9 protein-coding genes are annotated in these 18188 nt (G+C 65.3%); 2 read left to right on the top strand and 7 right to left on the bottom strand.

Features of this window, described 5'->3' with window-relative positions:
- Positions 1-616 precede the first annotated feature (616 nt).
- On the top strand, positions 617-1810 hold the full coding sequence (locus tag ACPDIT_RS11515) for a glycoside hydrolase family 5 protein (RefSeq protein ID WP_423443616.1): 1194 nt from the start codon (positions 617-619) through the stop codon (positions 1808-1810).
- A gap of 48 nt (positions 1811-1858) precedes the next feature.
- Here the strand turns inward: ACPDIT_RS11515 and ACPDIT_RS11510 are convergent, their stop codons facing one another.
- Positions 1859-4909 (bottom strand): DUF4091 domain-containing protein, encoded by a 3051-nt coding sequence (locus ACPDIT_RS11510; protein WP_423443614.1) that lies wholly within the window; start codon positions 4907-4909, stop codon positions 1859-1861.
- Positions 4910-5605: 696 nt separating this feature from the next.
- On the opposite strand from ACPDIT_RS11510, the gene ACPDIT_RS11505 reads away from it, so the two are divergent.
- A complete protein-coding gene (locus ACPDIT_RS11505) occupies positions 5606-6598 on the top strand; it encodes a malate dehydrogenase (protein WP_423443826.1) in 993 nt (330 codons plus the stop codon).
- A 791-nt stretch (positions 6599-7389) separates the two neighbouring features.
- Here the strand turns inward: ACPDIT_RS11505 and ACPDIT_RS11500 are convergent.
- The 6 genes from ACPDIT_RS11500 to rpoC all read right to left on the bottom strand — a co-directional run bounded on the left by ACPDIT_RS11500 (position 7390) and on the right by rpoC (position 18147).
- Entirely contained in the window at positions 7390-9042 is a 1653-nt protein-coding gene (locus ACPDIT_RS11500) for an aminotransferase class V-fold PLP-dependent enzyme (RefSeq protein WP_423443612.1), read from the bottom strand.
- Between the two features lie 9 nt (positions 9043-9051).
- Positions 9052-9699, bottom strand: coding sequence for a glycerol-3-phosphate acyltransferase (locus tag ACPDIT_RS11495; RefSeq protein ID WP_423443610.1), 648 nt, complete (start codon positions 9697-9699; stop codon positions 9052-9054).
- Between the two features lie 964 nt (positions 9700-10663).
- Positions 10664-12841 carry an elongation factor G gene (gene fusA, locus ACPDIT_RS11490; RefSeq protein ID WP_423443608.1) on the bottom strand — a complete coding sequence of 726 codons (2178 nt, stop codon included), beginning with the start codon at positions 12839-12841 and terminating at the stop codon, positions 10664-10666.
- Between the two features lie 86 nt (positions 12842-12927).
- Positions 12928-13401 (bottom strand): 30S ribosomal protein S7, encoded by a 474-nt coding sequence (gene rpsG, locus ACPDIT_RS11485; RefSeq protein ID WP_423443606.1) that lies wholly within the window; start codon positions 13399-13401, stop codon positions 12928-12930.
- A gap of 40 nt (positions 13402-13441) precedes the next feature.
- Complete coding sequence (rpsL, locus tag ACPDIT_RS11480) at positions 13442-13843, bottom strand: 30S ribosomal protein S12 (protein ID WP_423443605.1); 402 nt, start codon at positions 13841-13843, stop codon at positions 13442-13444.
- A gap of 92 nt (positions 13844-13935) precedes the next feature.
- On the bottom strand, positions 13936-18147 hold the full coding sequence (rpoC, locus tag ACPDIT_RS11475) for a DNA-directed RNA polymerase subunit beta' (protein ID WP_423443603.1): 4212 nt from the start codon (positions 18145-18147) through the stop codon (positions 13936-13938).
- Positions 18148-18188 lie beyond the last annotated feature (41 nt).

Here is an 18188-nt window from a genome sequence, read left to right as displayed (position 1 = left end):
CCTCCGCTGTCCCCGGCTCGCATGGGCCCATTCTCGCGCCGCAGGTGCACTTCGATGAGCCCGGGGCACCGCCCTGCGAACTCGATTGCCCCATGCCCATCGTGCCCCGAAAGGACGCAACCCGAAGCCCCCACTGCGAGGGCCGGGCAGGCCCAAACCGAATCCGCGCGGCGGCACGCACGGCCCCGGGAAATGGGGTTCGCATGGTAATGGTCGAGTGGATCCGGATCGATTGCCGCCCCTTCAGGGCGCGATCGATTTGAAGCGTTTCGCTGCCCGGCGCGTTGCCCGGGGCTGGTGACTTGCCGCCCCGATCGGGGCAAACACCCGACGCGCCGAGGGCGCAACCGTTCATCCGTTTTCGGGGCAATTCGGTTGCTCCGGGCAGGCCCTCAGTGGGGCATGCTCAACCTCCTTGGGGTTCACTTACGTCCGCGCCGTAGGCGCATACAATTCCATAGCCCCGGGGCAACACCTTGGAAACTCGGCCTAAACACCCGTCTGAACATGGCCCCTTTTTGCGTCGTGGGGCCAACCGCACCGGCCCGGGTTAAGCTTGTCTCGCTTGAGGCCGGGAATGTTCGATTGCCCGAGGTTGCGCGATCTGCGCGGGCAGATGAATGAGGAGGAGGGGTTGAGCGTCGAAGCGGGCATGGATCACGAACGGTCACGGGGCGGAGTTTCGCGGCGGAGGTTTCTGGGCTGGGCGGTCGCGGCGGCCAGCTTGATGAGCCTGCGTTCTTCGGCCCAGACCGGGGACAAGGGCGTGCCGCCGCGTCGGCTGGAACGCCTGGCGCCCGGGGCCAATGTCTGTCGGTGGTTTCGGTTTCCCCGGCAAACGACCGCAGAGCACTTTGCCGATTACATCCGTGAATCCGAGGCGGAGTGCATGGCCCGGGTGGGACTGCGCCATGTTCGCCTGTGTGTGGCGCCGGCGGTGATTCTGGACGTGCGCGAGGGTCGGCCACGGCCTGAAATCCTGCCTCACTTGGAACAGGCGATTCGCCGGTTTCATCGAGTCGGTCTGGCGGTGGTGGTGGATCTGCACAACGAGGATCGACAGGCCGAACTGGATCCGGCCTGGCAGGACGCCTTCGTGCGCTTTTGGGGGGAACTGGCCCGGCGCCTGAACGCATTCGATCCGGACCTGACGTTCCTCGAATTCATCAACGAACCGGTCTTCCAGGGCCGAGAGGAGGAGTGGAATCAGCTCAATGCGCGCCTGGCCACTGCCATTCGCCGGAATGCCCCGGGGCATACGTTCATCACTTCCGGCCCCAACTGGGGCGGCATCCGCGGTCTGCGCCGCCTCAAGCTGCTGGAGGACCGGAACGTGGTGTACTCGTTCCACTTTTACGAACCGTTTCCGTTCACGCATCAAGGGGCGACGTGGTCGAGCGAAGAGGTCAAACCGTTGCGGCAGGTGCCCTACCCATCGAGTCCGGAGGCAGTGGCGCCCCTGCTGGAGGGGCTGAAGGATCATCCCGGGGCACGAGCCATGCTCGAGCGGTACGGGGAGCAACGATGGAACGCCGAGCGCCTCGCCGCGGAGTTTCAGCAGGCCGTGAGCTGGGGACAATCGCATGGAGTGCCCCTGTATTGCGGAGAGTTTGGGGTGTTCCCGCGGCATGCCCGGCCGGAACACCGGGCCCAGTGGTTCCGGGATGTCGGCCAGATCCTGGCCCGGCACAAGGTGGGTTGGGCGGTGTGGGGGTGGGACGAGGGCTTTGGACTGGCGCGACAATGGGTCAACGGGCGGCCGGTGGTGGACGAGACCGTGGCCCGGGCGCTGGGGCTGCAACCGTGTTAAGGATCAGGGCACCAGAGTCCCCTGTCGGCGCGCCTTCGGGCCAAGGGTTCACCGCCGCCGCTGCAGCCGTTCGATGGCGCGTGCCACCGCGCCGCGGTGTTGCAGCAGCAAACGGGGATCCGTGGTGAAGCGGGTTTGGTCGCGCGAAATGCTTTCCGGGATTTCCAGCAGCCGGCGCGCGGTGCGTGCTGCCGCACGAGCACGGGCATCCCCCAGTTGTTCCACCCGCTGGATTTCCTGCTGCAGCAGCCAGAAATAATCATAATCCTCGATGCCATCCCGCAGGTTCTCCCATCGCAGGGAAGGGATGGGGCCCTGGATGACCGGTGGGCCGGGTTGATTGGGGTCGCGCCGCGGCGGGTAAAGGAACCGCCCATCCCCGTTGCCCCAAGGGATGCGCGTTCCGGGAGGATGCCCGTACCCGCTGAGGTAGCTCATGGGGTCATCCCAAGGGTTCTGAAGGCGGTCCGGGAACGCCGTGGGGCTGGTCCAGTAGGTGGTCTCCCAGACGAGGATGCCCTGCACGCCGAATTGCCAGCTTTGCCAGGCCCACAGTCGAAGAGCCGTGCCGGGATGATCGATGAACAACCCCAAGTAGGGCGCGCGGGGTGCCGTGCAGAGATACCACCACACCTCCTCCCCGGCGGCGCGCCGCTCGGCCACTCTGGCGGGCGTCCACTCGGGTGTCAGGGCGCACCAGATGTCCACGTGACCGAGCAGTTCGGGCTCCGGCGGTTCGGTCAGCATGCGCCGCAGGCCCGGGGCGGCCGCCCGGATGCGTCGCATGCCCTGCACGACAAACTCATAGTCCTTGGGCTCCGGTTCGTCGAACCAGTAGGTGTAGGCACGATCCAGCCAGCCGCGCTCGCGCAGGTGCCGCTCGACCTGTGCCACGTAATCCCGGAACAGCCGTTCATGCTCGGGGGTGCCTTCGAGGTGCCCGTCCAGTCGACCCGGATGACGGCTGTGGAAGGTCCCGCCGCCCATGCCCTCCAGCGGCAGCAAAAAGGAGTTGAATGCGCCCGAATCCAGCCAGCGCTGCGCCGCTCGATCGAAGGCCTGGAAGTCGAGCACGGGCCGCCGGTCTGCCGGTGGCCCCTCGAATCGCAGGGCGATTTCCGAGCCGTGAAAGAAGGAATAGGGACTGACGCGGTGTTCGGCAAAGTCCTGCAGGTACAGCTCGTACACCTGCGCCCGGTCGGCTGCGTTGGTCAAACCGTGGTACCGTGCAATGCGGTGCGGGTTGAGTCCAAAAGCGCTGCGCAACCTGGCGGGCCGCGGCAGGGCGAAGTCGTACACACGAACCTCCAAGGGCACCTCCACGGCGCCATGGTCGAAGACCAGGGAAAGCGCACCGCGCCACAAGCCGGCCGGGGTGCCTGCCGGGGCGTAAAACGTGAGCCAGAGCGGCTGGTTCCGACCCGCCTCCAGAGCCAGCGGCAGGCTCAGGGGCGGCAACGGATCCGGATACTCGCCCGCCTGACTGGCGGCGTCGGTGGGCCGGTGAACCTTCACATACGCGACCTCGTGAATCCGGTGAAGCAATTGCTCCAGCGCACCGCTTTCAGATGAGCGCATGGGTGCAACGAGGACGCGTTGCAACACCATGGACTGCCGGGGCCGCAGCACCAGTTGCACCGGCTCATACTCCCCGCGCGCCAGAGCAACCTGCACGGGTCGCACCGGCCCCGTGGGCGGGAGCCGGTCCCGACCGATCTTCCAGCCGCTTTCGCACCACCAGAGATCCAAGGGCCCTGTGGCGGCCAGAGGGACACCCGGCCGGGGATCCTCCAGCCACCCCAACGTCCATTCCACATCCGCCCGAGCCTGCAACTCCCCCTGCGGATCTTCCACCTGCAACGGCAGCAAATGTTGACCCGGTTCCATGACCACTGTCGCAACCGTGCAAGTCACGGTGTGGCCCGGAGGGATCGTCATCCAATCCGTCCCGGTGACGGCCGAGCCGGACCCGAATCGCGCGCGGACGGACCCCGCGGCCGGCCCGGGATTCTGCACGGCGACACTTGCGCGGATTTCCCCGGCCGAGGTCCCCGCACCCAACGAAACCAGGGACACATGGACGGGCCAGGCCGCCTCGTCCAGCAGGATCCAATGCGTCCGGCCTGTGCGGGGCTTCCCCACGGGCGGATCCAACGCCGCTTGGTACCCGAATCGGTGGACCTGGAGAAAGGCATCCGAAGCCAGCGTGCGCAACCGAATGCGCACAGTGGTAGCGGGAAACATCGCAGTGGGCAGGGCGAACGTGTCGCTGCGCCGGTCACGATCCAGATGGCCAACGGGGGTCCACGTCTGGACTTCTGTCGCCGCCTCGATCACCAGCCGGCCCTCCTGATGATAGTTGATTTCGACCGAAACCCGACCTGCCGTCTGGCGCTGACCCGGCGGTGCGTCGAACCGATAGACCACTTCGCCGGGGCCCGAAAACACCCAGCGATCGGTGTTGAATGCGGCACTGCAGAATTCCAGGGGCCGGTGGTAATTGGCCCCCACCTGGTCATAGGCCGGTTCGAAATGGTAGCCGGTCGCGTCCACCCATTCCCCCTGTCCCAACCAGGTCGGCTCGTGGAGCACTTGCAATCGGCGCAGCTGCGGCTGCTCGAAAAACACGCGGCCCGTGGTTTCCCACACGCCCAGGCGAAGCGGTCCGGCCGCGGGCCCATCCGGAACCCGGAAACGGAACCGGTACGATTCCCATTCCGGAGAAACCTGGAAATCGCGGTTTACGCTCCGGGGACCGGCTACCACGCACCCTCCATGAGTGCCGGCATCGCGACGCGCGCGGAATTGAAACTGGTAGAGGCCACCGGGCTGAAGCCCCTCGAGCGCACGCGTCCATATCACGAACCCGCCCCCCTCTCCTTTTCCTTCCACCATGAGGACCGGTCGGCCAACCACGGGATCCTCGACGTGTGCGCCCGACCCGCCTTCCAAACGCCAGCTCGAGAGATCCGCCAACGGCCGCGGGCCAAAAGACGAGCGAACATCGCCGGCCTGCGCGTACGCGTTGATCCATGCAGCCGGGATCATCAGCACCACAGCGGGCAGCGCGAACAGGGATGAAATCGCGCGCAGGTTCATGGGCAGGGAGCAAAATGCCGGGCAGGCGGCACGCAGGCAACCGACAAGACAGCGAACCTCCGCTGTCAGAACGGTCCCAGGGACCGCGCGGACCCTGCAAATGGGCCGCGCAGGTTCTTCGAGCAAAGCTTCAAGACAACGCGCTTTGCCGCAGCAGGAACATCGCCGGCGATGTCGCACTGGGTACGCAGAACAACCAGCGGATTTCGCCAAACGGGAACCTCGAGGCGAAACGTCTTCCCGCGGACCCCCACGCGCGCGCGGGCTCGAATCGCACACGCAGCAGCTCGTATCGGACAGGGCGATCCCGGCCGCTCAACTTTGCAGACGGTGCCAGGGGCACGGCGCCTTCGGGAAGGGAAAGAACGTCCCCCGCCATTCCCCCGCAGGGTTTGGTTGCGGCTCCGGCACCGGAGCGGTTTCGTCTCGCATGCTCCTGGCTTCTCCCATGAAGCAACTGTCCGGGGCGAGGCTTCCCGTTGGTTGCTGTGCCTCACGCGCACAAGATCTTTGACCCGCCCGGGCTCTGCTCGCGTCGATTCCCAAAGTCCTGCGCGGGTCGGCTTCATTTCGACACGGGCGACCTCGGCACGGTCGGGAGCCGGAGGAACCCCGGGCATGCCGATGTTTCCGGGAGAAGCGCTTGCCCGAACGGATCGCCCCCCTATACTGCCGCCCCGGGAACTGATGCCTATGATGAAATCGCCCTTGCGTGTTGCCGTCACCGGCGCGGCCGGCCAAATCGGGTATGCCCTGGTCTTCCGCATCGCCGCTGGAGAAATGTTCGGGCCGGACCAACCGGTCATTTTGCATCTCATCGAGATCGAGCCGGCGTTGCCCGCCCTTCAGGGTGTGGTCATGGAGTTGGAGGACTGCGCCTTCCCACTCTTGAAAGGGGTGGTGCCCACGGCCAGCCTGGACGAGGGTTTCCGCGATGTGAACTGGGCCCTCCTGGTGGGCAGTGTGCCCCGCAAGGCCGGCATGGAACGCAAGGATTTGCTGGGCATCAACGGCAAGATCTTCGTGGGCCAGGGCCAGGCCATCGCACGTCGAGCGGCGGCCGACGTCCGCGTGCTGGTGGTCGGCAACCCCTGCAACACCAACTGCCTGATCTGCATGCATCATGCCGCAGGGGTGCCGCGGGACCGTTTCTTTGCGATGACACGCCTGGATGAAAACCGCGCCAAGGCCCAACTGGCGCGCAAGGCGGGTGAGGAGGTCAGCGCCGTGACGCACATGGCCGTCTGGGGCAACCACAGCCCCACCATGTTCCCGGACTTTTTCAATGCCCGGATTCACGGGCGGCCCGTGCCCGAGGTCATCAGTCATCGGGAATGGTTGGAAAAGGACTTTCTGACCACGGTCCAGCAACGCGGGGCTGCCGTCATCAAGGCCCGCGGGGCCTCCAGCGCTGCCAGCGCCGCCAACGCGGTGCTGGACACGGTGCGATCCCTCATCCGTCCCACCCCGGGCGATGACTGGCACAGCGTGGCCGTTTGCAGCGATGGCAGCTACGGAATCGAGCCCGGTCTGATCTGTTCCTTCCCCGTCCGTTCGGATGGCCGGTCCTGGCACATCGTGCCCGACCTCAAGCTCAACGATTTCAGCCGCGCCAAGATCGAGGCCAGCGTGAATGAACTGAAGGAAGAGCGGGCCATGGTCAGCGAGCTGCTGACCCGGTCCGCGTGAATGCGGGGCCGTTCGAAGGCTCCGCTGCGAAACAGAAGCTTTGATCTCGGGGCCTCATCGGAGCTGCGAGATCTCGAAGTCTCCGGCTCTCTCGATGGTACCGGAGCACCGGTCGCGCGAGAGTCCCGGGATCGATCATCAAACCCTGCAGGCCACCGCGGGGGCAGGAGCGGGCTCCGAACGTCTTCTGCTGTCCACGAATCGCACGGGACCGTCCACGCCGACGGCGCGTCCCGTCCGTCAGCCCGGAGCAACGCCGCGGGAACTTGGTCCCCCAGACCCCACCGCGCCCTGAGAAGGCGCAACCCAAGGCCCCTCATCCGGGGGCCGGACGTCCTCCCACCGAGTTCCGCCCCTCCGGGCGGGATGGATCGGGGTTTTCCGCTGCTTGGGACGTTGTCCTGGGCTGGCGAGGTCTCGCCCCGACGTGGCAACATGGGGCGCGCCGGAAACGCCACCATTCATCCAGCAGCGAGACCGTCCGGTTGCCCGAGACGCTGCCCCGCTGGTACCTTCCGCGCCCCGTGGAGGCAAAACCCACGGCAGGGCAAAAGGCGCGCACCGCCCGGACCATTGGGCCAGCGGTCCAAACTGCCAGGGTCGGGAAGGCATCTTGCCGCAGCCGATCCCAACCCCGGGCGCCGTCGCTCGACACAACCTGAAACCCTGCGACAAGGCGCCGCTGCACCAACCGTCGGAACCGCCGAGCCGACAGTTTCCAGGGGCGCGGTGGAAACCAGCAGCTGTTTGTTCCGCAGGCGAACGCTGCGCGGGCCCCGCGCTGCCGGGGGCTAAACCGTCGCGGCCGTGGCCTCGGCCCGGACCGGTTGGCGGCCGGCGACCCGCTTCAACACGTTGACGAGAGCAAGCATCTTCTCCCGCGTGCACTCGCCCATCAGAGCGATCTGGATCCAGTTTCGTTTGCGCAGGTACTCGCTGTTGTAGCTGAGGAGGAATCCGTTTTCCTCCATGCGCTGCCCCAGTTCCACGGAGGACTGTTCGGGCGGCAGCACCACCGTCACCACCGCGGGCGCGGCGACGTTTTCCGCAGCCAGGACGCGGAACCCGGCTTCGCGCAACCGCTGGCGCAATTCGGCGCCCAACTCGGCCACAGTGGCAAACCGTCGATCCCAATCCACGTGCCGGATGGCCGCGTGCAGGGCATGCAACAGGTTGGAAGAGAAGGTAAACGGCACGCCGTGCTGACTCGCGTAGTAGCCGAGGTCGAGGTAGCGCGGCAATCGGTCCGGGGCCGGCGCCAGTTCGTGATGATGGAACACCATGCAGAGGCCCGGATAACCGCGCAGTCCCTTGCCGCTGGCGCCCGTGGCCAGGTAAACCCCCTGAAGGTTCACCGGCACGGTGCCCAACGAGCTGATGCAGTCCAGGCACAGCTTGAGACCGAACTCCGCCGCCAGGGCTTTCAGCGCTTCCAGATCGTTCAGCACGCCCGTGGAGGTCTCGCAATGCACCGCCCAGAGCCACTGGAAGCCCGGCGCCCGTTCGAGTCGCCGACGAACCTCCGCCAGATCCAGGGCCGCACCCCATTCAAACTCGCAGGATTCAAAGGCCAGCCCCCAACGACGCGCGTGATCCACGAGACGCGTCCCGAATTCGCCATTGCTGAGCACCAGCCCCCGGCCGCCCTCCAGGCTCAATTGCGCGGCAACTGCGTCATTGGCCAGGGTCCCCGACCCGACCATCAACTGGCAGTGGGCCGCCCCGGTCAGCTCGCACAGACACCGGCGCGCTGCCTGAAAATCCATCATGAACACCGGACTGCGATGCGATTCCGGTGCCTGTTCAAACGCCCGCCGGACCTCGCGTCGGACCGCCACCGGGCCGGGCAGGAAGTTGGCGGCCGAGGGATGGAACGACCGCGCAGGTGCGTTCCGCAAAAACTCCCGGGCGCGCACTTCGAAGGTCTCCAGCGTGATGTACATGGGCTGGAACTGGGCCTCGCCAGAGCCCACCAGGGGTCCGAAGGGCACAAAGCCCAGGTGTTGATAGAGTTTCCGCTGCCGGGTGGTGCCGGAAATGATGGCCAGGTCGTAACCCTTTTCGATCCCGTGCTGCCAGAGCAACGCCAGCATACCCGCCAGGATCTGACCGCCCCGAGTGCCCCGGAACTTTTTGTCGATGGCCAGCAAACGCACCTCGCAGATCCGGCGGCCGGGCGGCAGGTAGCTGTCCAAGTTGGGCAGCTTCTGATCCAGGGAGAACGGGCGGTTCCCCCGCACAGCCAGCATCCCGGCCAACTGCCGTCCGCACAAGCAAATCAGATAGGTGTTTTCGTGATGGAACTTGTCCACCAGCCGCTGGGATGGGGAGCGTTCGTGCTGCGGGATCTCCTCCACGAACGTCTGATAGTTCAGCCGGTGGATGGCCTCAAATTCCCAATCCTCGGAAGCGAATTTAAAGACCAGGGGTTGATGCTCGGTCATAGGTACGCCTCACGATTTGTCGGGTTCCGGAGCCGGACGGGGTCGCCACCCCAGCGCGGTCCATTCCTCGACCAGGTTCCGGCGATGGGCAAACAAGACCAGGGCCGACACCACCGCGACCACGGCCACCTTGACGGGACCGTGATCCAAAAACCAACCGGCCCCCGGCAGCAACGCGTACGCAATCATGCCGGGCAGAATCGTCCGCCGCAACAGGGCCCAAGGGGGCAAAAAGAGCAACCCCAACGCCAACAACAATTGCGCATCGTAAAACAACAGTCCGCCCAGCGATGTGGCCACGCCCTTGCCGCCGCGGAAGCCGAGCTGTGCGGGCCACAGGTGTCCGGCCACCACGGCCACCCAGGCCAGCGCCTCCATTCTGGAATCGCCGGTCAGCCGCCCGGCCGCCCACACCGCCAGGGCGCCCTTCGCCACGTCCCACACCAAGGTGGCCACGAACCCCTTGGCGCCCAACACAGTACTGACATTGCGGGCGCCCACGCTGCCGCTCCCCACCCGGCGCATGTCCAGACCGGTCGTCCACCGAACCAAGTAATACCCGCCGGCCACACAGCCGAGGGCATAGGCGCCCAGGGCAACACAGAGCCCCCACCACCATGGACCGGCCAGTTCCAGTGCCGACTCCAGCCAATTCATAGACACGCAGCCGCAGCGGCGGCGAACCCACCGCGTCCCGCGACGGCACCGTCACTGTAGCCGGCCGACCGGCCCACTGTGAATCGAAAAATGGACACCCGCCCCGGCAGGAACGGTCCGGAGAGCCTTCCGTTCGTTGGACTTGCCGGGCCTTCCATACACGCTGAACAGTACAGACGGCACGTCGTCCTGCGGCTTGGTTCAGAAAGACTCGTCGCGGCGTGGAACGTTCGCGCCTGGCGTGGAGGTCCAGTGCCCGGAAAAGCAGGGAGCCGGTTGCGCGTTTCTTGGATCCCGGGTTTCGTGCGCTTTCGTTGCCGCGCAGGTCTCTGCTCTGCCGGTGCGCGACACCTCCCGGTCTGGGAGCGCCCGGGAAAGCATGTGGAACCACCACGGTGCAGAGGTTACGGACGCCGCGGGGACCCTGAATCTGGCCGCCGTTCGAGATCGAGGATCCGACCAGGGACCCGTGATGGCCGCAGGCTGGAAGCCCGCGCCATGGCGGTTTGGGAAAGCTGCGCCCCGGCACGTTTGGCAGCCGCCGCCGACAGACGGCGAACCGGAGATTCCGAACCCGCACCTGCGTCCCCGAATCCGGGAACCGCAGCCCGGCGGCGATTTGTGGGCTGGTGCCCTCGACTTTCGTCGGTAAATACCAACTCGGGTTTCGCCCATCTCTGTCGGCGGCTACTGGACAGGTTCTGAGTGTTTTGTGTGATCTGCGGGCTTTTTCCCTGCAGCTACTTCGGGCTGGAAGCCCGCAAAGGGGCAGCCGGGGAGATTTGTGCCACGCCTCAGCCCGCGGTCCGGGCGTGCTCTCCAGATCGCCGGGAAGGCCCCAGCGTGCCACAAAGCAGCCCGAACCACGCGCAGCAGCAAGCCGCGGCGGCCCGGTAAAGCCACCGGTCGAGGATGTCTGGAGAGCAGGCCCCCCGAAAACCAGGTGCCGGGCGCGCTCGCAGGCTCAGGTGCGGGCCGCCGGGCGGTCCTTGGTCATGTCCAGGATCTTCTCCAAGATGCTGCTCGGAACCGGTTCGAACCGGAGCGGCTCCATGGAGTAGGAAGCCCGGCCCTTCGACAGCGAACGGATCGCCGTGGCGTAGCCAAACATCTCGGCCAGCGGAACCTCCGCGGAGATCACCATGGCGGTGTCCTTGGCTTCGATGCCCGTAATGCGACCACGACGGCGGTTGAGGTCGCCCATGATGTCGCCCTGATACTCGTCGGGGGTGGTGACCTCCACCTTCATGACAGGTTCGAGGATGATGACATTGGCCTTTTTGCAGGCGTCTTTCAGGGCAAAGATGCCGGCCATCTTGAAGGCCAGCTCGCTGGAGTCCACTTCGTGGAAGGAGCCATCCACGATGGCAATCTTCAGGTCCACCAGCGGATAGCCGGCCAGCACACCGCCCTGGATGCCTTCATGCAAACCGTCAATGACCGCGGGGATGTACTCCTTGGGAATGACACCGCCCACGATTTTGTTCTCGATTTCGATGCCCTTGCCGCGCTCGTTGGGCGCGATTTCGATGATGACGTGACCGTACTGGCCGCGGCCGCCGGTTTGCCGGATGAATTTGCCCTCGCCACTGGCCGGCGTGGTAATGGTCTCCCGGTAGGCAATCTGGGGCGCACCTGCCGTGGCCTCGACCTTGAACTCGCGGAACAACCGGTCGCGAATGATCTCCAGGTGCAACTCGCCCATGCCGGCGATGATGAGCTGGCCGGTTTCCTCGTTGGTGAAGACGCGGAAGGTGGGGTCTTCTTCGGCCAGACGTTGCAGACCTTCGCTGAGGCGGTCGCGATCGCCCTTGGTTTTGGGCTCGATGGCCATGCTGATGACGGGTTCAGGGAAGGTGGGCGGCTCCAGGATCACCTCGAACTTCTCATCGCAAAGGGTATCGCCGGTGGTGATGTTGCGCAGGCCCACCAGGGCGGCAATGTCCCCGGCAAACACGCGCTCAACGTCGATGCGTTTGTCCGCCTGGACCATCATGACGCGGCTGACGCGCTCGCGCTTGCCGGTGCGCGGGTTGTAGATGATGTCGCCCTTCTTGAGCTGGCCGCTGTAGACGCGGAAGAACACCAGTTTGCCCACATAGGGGTCGCTCCAGAGCTTGAAGGCCAGGGAACAGAACGGGCCGAAATCGGACGCCGGCACTTCGACGCGTTCTTCCGTGCCGGGTTTCCAGCCCACCGCAGGCGGAATGTCCAGAGGCGACGGCAGGTAATCCACCACCGCTTCGATCAGTGGCTGAACGCCGCGTTTGCGGAAGGCCGAACCGGCCAGCACCGGGACCATCTCCAGTGCGCAGGTCAGGCGACGGATGGCCGCCTTCAGCACGTCGGGAGGGACCGGTTTGTCTTCGATGACCAGCTCGGCGATCCGGTCGTCCTTGTTGGCCACGGCGTCGATCAGTTCCGCCAGCGCCTGCCGGGCACGATCCCGTTCCTCCGGGGGAATGTCAGTGATCTCGAAACGCAGGCCGTTCTCGTCTTCCGGGTCGTAGATCAGGGCCTTTTGATTGATGACGTCGATGACGCCGCGCAACTGATCTTCGCGGCCCAGGGGCAGCACCACCGGCCAGGCGTAGGCCCCCAGTTTGCGGCGCATTTCATCCACGGCCTTTTCGAAGTTGGCCCCCACCCGGTCCATTTTGTTGACGAAGGCGATGCGCGGCACACGGTACTTGGTGGCCTGGCGCCAGACGGTTTCGGACTGGGGCTGGACTCCGGCCACCCCGCAGAAGACGGCGATGGCGCCGTCAAGCACGCGCATGGACCGCTCCACCTCGGCGGTGAAGTCCACGTGACCGGGAGTGTCGATGATGTTGATGCGGTGGGGGATGCCGGTAAAGAGCTTGACCAGTCCGTCCTGCTTGGGCGTCCAGTAACAGGTGGTGGCGGCGGAGGTGATGGTGATGCCGCGCTCGCGTTCCTGCTCCATCCAGTCGGTGACGGTGTTGCCGTCGTCCACGTCACCCATCCGGTGGATGAGCCCGGTGTAAAACAGGATCCGTTCGGTGGTGGTGGTTTTGCCGGCGTCAATGTGCGCGGCAATGCCGATGTTGCGCGTCCGTTCCATGGGATACGGACGGTCCGGCGAATTGACGGGCAGTCTGGATTGATCAGGCTTCTCCATGGCGACAGTCGGTTGCATGGGCACAAAGGGACAATAAAAACGCCCCGGTCAGCCGGGCAGCCGTCGGGGCGTGGAATTCCGGTTTCTTACCAGCGGAAGTGTGCGAAGGCCCGGTTGGCCTGAGCCATCTTGTGGACCTCGTCACGTTTGCGGATGGCGCTGCCCTGGCCCTGGTAGGCGTCCAGGATTTCGGCCGCCAGGGCGTCCTTCATGGGGATGCCCTTTCGGGCATCGGCGAAGCCCACGATCCAGCGCAGCGCCAGGGAAAGCTGACGGTCCGGCGGCACTTCCATGGGCACCTGATAGGTGGCGCCGCCCACCCGACGGGCCTTGGTTTCAATGCGAGGTTTGGCGTTTTCCACCGCCCGCTGCAGCACGTCCAGGGGATTGGTGTTGCCGGTTTTCTCGGCGATTTTTTCCAGCGCGCTGTACACGATGCGCATGGCGAGGCTCTTCTTGCCCCGGCGCATCACCGTGTTGACCAGGCGCATGACCAGCGTGCTGTTGTACCGGGGATCCGGAGGGATCGGACGTTTGATGGCTCGTCGACGTCGGGACATGAGTGAAACGACAGGTTAAACGTGCGACACGGCCGCAGGATCAAGAGGCTGCCGCGGCGGGTTTGGCGCCCGCTTTCGGGCGTTTGACCCCGTATTTGGAGCGGCTGACACGACGTTTCTCCACACCGGCGGCGTCCAAGACGCCCCGAACGATGTGATAACGCACGCCGGGCAGGTCCTTGACGCGGCCCCCGCGCACCAAAACGATCGAGTGTTCCTGCAGATTGTGGCCCTCGTCCGGAATGTAGGCGATGACCTCGTACCCGTTGGTCAGCCGCACCTTGGCCACCTTGCGCATGGCCGAATTGGGCTTCTTGGGGGTGCGGGTCATGACCTGAATGCAGACGCCGCGACGAAAGGGCGCTCCCTGCAAGGCCGGGGCCTTGCTCTTGGCCTTCAGTTTTCTGCGGCCCTTGCGGACCAGCTGATTGATCGTCGGCATGTTTGCGTTCCCAATCGGATGGACCCGACCGGCGAAGCCGGCGGCCCGAAGGAGCGCGCAAGATAGGGCAGCGCGCCCCGGTTTGACAACTCCTAAGTGCTGCTGCTGCCGGCCGGGGCCGAGGCGGTCTCGCCCGCCGTCTCGGGCGTGGCCGTCGAATTGGCATTCTCGTCGGACAGCAGCGCCTCCTCCAGTGCGTTGGGCGCCGCGGGCGCCGGCTCCTCGGCCACCTCCACCAGCGGCTTGACCCGGACCTTGCGGTAGCGCTCGAAGCCGGTGCCGGCCGGGATGATGTGGCCCATGATGACGTTTTCCTTGAACCCGCGCAGGTAATCGACCTTGGAGCGGGTGGCGGCATCGGTCAGGACCCGGGTGGTGTCCTGGAACGAGGCCGCACTGAGGAAGCTCTCCGTCTCCAGCGACGCCTTGGTGATGCCCAGCAGCACCGGTTGCGCCTCCGCCGGTTTGCCGCCCATCTTCTCGACCCGGGCGTTCTCCTCTTCGAACTCGATCTTGTCCACCTGTTCGCCCCAGAGGAACTGGGTGTCGCCCGGTTCGGTGATGCGCACCTTGCGGAGCATCTGCCGCACGATGATCTCGATGTGCTTGTCGTTGATGGTCACGCCCTGGAGCCGGTAGACCTCCTGGACCTCGTTGACGAGGTGCTCCTGCAGCTCCTGGGGCCCGCACACCTCGAGAATCTCGTGCGGGTCCAGCGGACCCTCGGTCAGCTGCTGGCCCTTCTTCACCATGTCGCCCTTGAAAACGATGATGTGCTTGCCAATGGGAATCAGGTGTTCCTCGGTCAACCCGGTCTTGGGATCCCGGATGATGATGGAACGTTTGCCCCGGACGCTGGGACCGAACTCCACGATCCCGTCAATCTTGGAGATCTCGGCGGCGTCCTTGGGCCGACGAGCCTCGAACAGCTCGGCCACCCGCGGCAGACCGCCGGTGATGTCCTTGGTCTTGGCCTGTTTCCGGGGCGTCTTGGCCAGCAGCGACCCGGCCACGATTTCGTCGCCCTCCTCCACCACGATGTGGGCGTCGGCGGGAATCCCGTAACTGGCCACCGGTTCCCCGCGCTCGTCGAGCACGAGGATCTGGGGATGCAGGTCCTCCTTGTGCTCGATGATGACCATGGCCTCCTGACCGGTGGTTTCGTCCACCTCGTACTTCATGGTCACGCCCTCGATGATGTCGTGGAACTTCACGCGCCCGGCCTTCTCCGAGAGGATGGGCACGTTGTGCGGGTCCCACTGGGCGAGGGTCTGGCCCTTGCGGACGCGTCCGCCGGGCGGGACCATGATGACGGCGCCAATGACGATGGAATGGGTCTCGAGTTCCCGACCCGTCTCGTCCACCACCACCAGGGAGCCGTTCTTGTTCAGGACGATGTTGTTGCCGTCCTGCAGCGTCACGTACCGGATGTCCTGGTACTGCACGATGCCGTCGGACTTGGCCTTGATGATCGGCTGTTTGAAGGTGCCGGCGGCCACACCCCCGATGTGGAAGGTGCGCATGGTCAGCTGCGTACCCGGCTCGCCGATGGACTGGGCGGCGATGATGCCGACGGCCTCGCCCAGGCCCACCATTTTGCCCGTGGCCAGATTCCGGCCGTAGCAGAGCTGGCAAAGCCCGCGCTTGGTCTCGCAGGTCAGGGGCGAGCGAATCTTCACCCGTTCAATGCCGGCCTGTTCGATGGCCAGGGCCTTGTCCTCGTCGATCTCCTCGTTGGCCCGGACCAGGAACTCCTTGGGATTCGACGGGTTGGGGATGTCCTCGCAGGCCACCCGGCCCACGATGCGCTCCGTCAACCGCACGACCTCGTCCTCGCCCTCGTAAATGGCCTGCACCCAGATGCCGTTGGTGGTGCCGCAGTCGTGTTCGCGGATGATCACGTCCTGGGCCACATCCACCAGCTTGCGGGTCAGATAGCCGGAGTCGGCGGTCTTGAGCGCGGTGTCGGCCAACCCCTTGCGGGCCCCGTGGGTGGAGATGAAGTACTCCAGCACGGTGAGACCCTCGCGGAAGTTGGAGAGAATGGGCTTTTCGATGATGTCGCCGCTCGGCTTGGCCATGAGGCCGCGGAGGCCGGCCAGCTGACGGACCTGCTGACGGTTGCCACGGGCCCCGGAGTCCATCATCAGCCAGATCGGGTTGTACTCGCGCTTGCCCTGGTTGGCCTCGAGCGTCTTCATCAGGGCCGCGGAAATCTGGTCCGTGGCATGGGTCCAGATGTCCACGATCTTGTTGTAACGCTCGCCCGAGGTGATGATGCCGCGACGGTGTTGTTTTTCCACCTCGCGGATCTGGCGCAGCGCCTCCTCGATCTGCTGGTGCTTCTCCTTCGGCACGATCATGTCGTCGATGCCGATGGAGACGCCGGCCTTGGTGGCCTCGCGGAAGCCCAGCTCCTTGAGCTTGTCGAGGGCAAGGATCGTCTTCTCGTGGCCGCAGACCTTGTAGCAGTTCCAGATGAGGTCCCCGAGTTCGTTCTTGCCGGCGACCTTGTTGAAGAAGCCGAGCTCCTCCGGCCAGACCTCGCTGAAAATGACGCGGCCCACGGTGGTCTCGATGATCTTCTTGTCGGGCACGCCGTACACCGTCTGGCGGCCGTAGTCCGGGTTGGCCAGGCGGATGCGGTCGTGCGTGCGCACGTCGCCCTCGGCATGGGCGAACAGGACCTCTTCCTTGGACCCGAACAGCAGCAGCCGTTCGTTGGGCTTGCGCGGCGTGCGCGGTTCGGCCGTCAGGTAGTAGCAGCCCAGGGTGATGTCCTGGGTGGGGGTGATGATCGGTTTGCCGCTGGAGGGCCCGAAGATGTTCAGCGGCGACATCATCAGGAGCCGGGCCTCCAGCTGGGCCTCAATGGACAGCGGCACGTGCACCGCCATCTGGTCCCCGTCGAAGTCGGCGTTGTAGGCGGTGCAGACCAGCGGATGGATGCGGATGGCCTCGCCCTCGATGAGAACCGGTTCGAACGCCTGGATCGAAAGGCGGTGCAGGGTGGGCGCCCGGTTCAACAGGACCGGATGCCCCTTGGTGACCTCCTCCAGGATGTCCCAGACCTCCTTGGTCTGGCGCTCGATGAGCTTCTTGGCGGAGCGAACCGTGTGCACATAGCCCAGTTCCTTGAGCCGGCGGATGATGAACGGCTCGAAGAGGACCAGGGCCATCTTCTTGGGCAGACCGCACTGGTGCAGTTTCAACTCGGGCCCGATGACGATGACCGAGCGGCCCGAATAGTCCACGCGCTTGCCCAGGAGGTTCTGACGGAACCGGCCGCTCTTGCCCTTGAGCATGTCGGAGAGGGATTTGAGGGGCCGGTTGCCGGCGCCCGTGACCGGACGGCCGTGTCGGCCGTTGTCGAACAGGGCGTCCACCGCCTCCTGCAGCATCCGCTTTTCGTTGCGAATGATGACCTCGGGCGTCTTGAGCTGCAGCAGGTTCTTGAGGCGGTTGTTGCGGTTGATGACCCGCCGATACAGATCGTTGAGGTCGGAGGTGGCGAACCGGCCACCCTCCAGGGGCACCAACGGCCGCAGATCCGGCGGCAACACCGGCAGCACGGTCAGGACCATCCACTCCGGCTTGACCTTGGCCTGAACGAAGGCCTGCAGGAGCTTGATCCGTTTGGCGAGTTTCTTGCGGATCTGCTTGCTGCGGGTTTCGTTCATGTTCTGCTGCAGCTCCTCGATGAGCTTGGGCAGGTCCACCCGGGCCAGCGCATCGCGAATGGCCTCGGCACCCATCTTGGCCACGAAGGCGTCGGCCCCGTAGGTCTCGCGCGCTTCGCGCAGTTCCTGTTCGGTAAGCAACTGGTTGGGTTTGAGGGGCGTCTGGCCGGGGTCCACCACCAGGTAGTCCTCGTAGTAGATGACCCGTTCCAGGTCCCGGGCGGTCATGTCGAGGACCAGCCCGATGCGCGAGGGCATGCACTTGAAGAACCAGATGTGGCAGACGGGCACGGCCAGTTCGATGTGCCCCATGCGTTCGCGCCGGACGCGCGCCAGCGTCACCTCCACCCCGCAGCGGTCGCAAACGACGCCGCGGTGTTTGATGCGCTTGTACTTGCCGCACGAGCATTCCCAGTCCTTGACCGGACCGAAAATGCGTTCGCAGAACAGGCCGCCCTTTTCGGGTTTGAAGGTGCGGTAGTTGATGGTCTCCGGGTTTTTCACCTCGCCCTTGGACCACGAACGAATGGTCTCGGGCGAAGCGATGGAGATGGCCACGTATTCGACCTGGTTGACCTTGTCCAGGCCGAGGAGTTCACGGGCGCTTTCTTTGGAGCTGATCATAGGTTGCAGCGTCGAATCGCAGGCATGCGGCAAAAGGGTTC

It is taken from the genome of Limisphaera sp. VF-2, assembly GCF_049537125.1.
In the GTDB taxonomy this organism is placed as follows: Bacteria; Verrucomicrobiota; Verrucomicrobiia; order Limisphaerales; family Limisphaeraceae; genus Limisphaera.
The sequence above is the reverse complement of the archived record's forward strand: the minus strand, read 5'-3'. Positions and strand labels throughout refer to the sequence as shown.

Excerpts from the sequence above, each read along its gene's own strand:
- ACPDIT_RS11505 (WP_423443826.1), top strand. The coding sequence starts at position 5,606 with ATGAAATCGCCCTTGCGTGTTGCCGTCACCGGCGCGGCCGGCCAAATC.
- rpoC (WP_423443603.1), bottom strand. The coding sequence starts at position 18,147 with ATGATCAGCTCCAAAGAAAGCGCCCGTGAACTCCTCGGCCTGGACAAG.
- ACPDIT_RS11510 (WP_423443614.1), bottom strand. The coding sequence starts at position 4,909 with ATGAACCTGCGCGCGATTTCATCCCTGTTCGCGCTGCCCGCTGTGGTG.
- ACPDIT_RS11500 (WP_423443612.1), bottom strand. The coding sequence starts at position 9,042 with ATGACCGAGCATCAACCCCTGGTCTTTAAATTCGCTTCCGAGGATTGG.
- ACPDIT_RS11515 (WP_423443616.1), top strand. The coding sequence starts at position 617 with ATGAATGAGGAGGAGGGGTTGAGCGTCGAAGCGGGCATGGATCACGAA.
- fusA (WP_423443608.1), bottom strand. The coding sequence starts at position 12,841 with ATGGAGAAGCCTGATCAATCCAGACTGCCCGTCAATTCGCCGGACCGT.
- ACPDIT_RS11495 (WP_423443610.1), bottom strand. The coding sequence starts at position 9,699 with ATGAATTGGCTGGAGTCGGCACTGGAACTGGCCGGTCCATGGTGGTGG.
- rpsG (WP_423443606.1), bottom strand. The coding sequence starts at position 13,401 with ATGTCCCGACGTCGACGAGCCATCAAACGTCCGATCCCTCCGGATCCC.
- rpsL (WP_423443605.1), bottom strand. The coding sequence starts at position 13,843 with ATGCCGACGATCAATCAGCTGGTCCGCAAGGGCCGCAGAAAACTGAAG.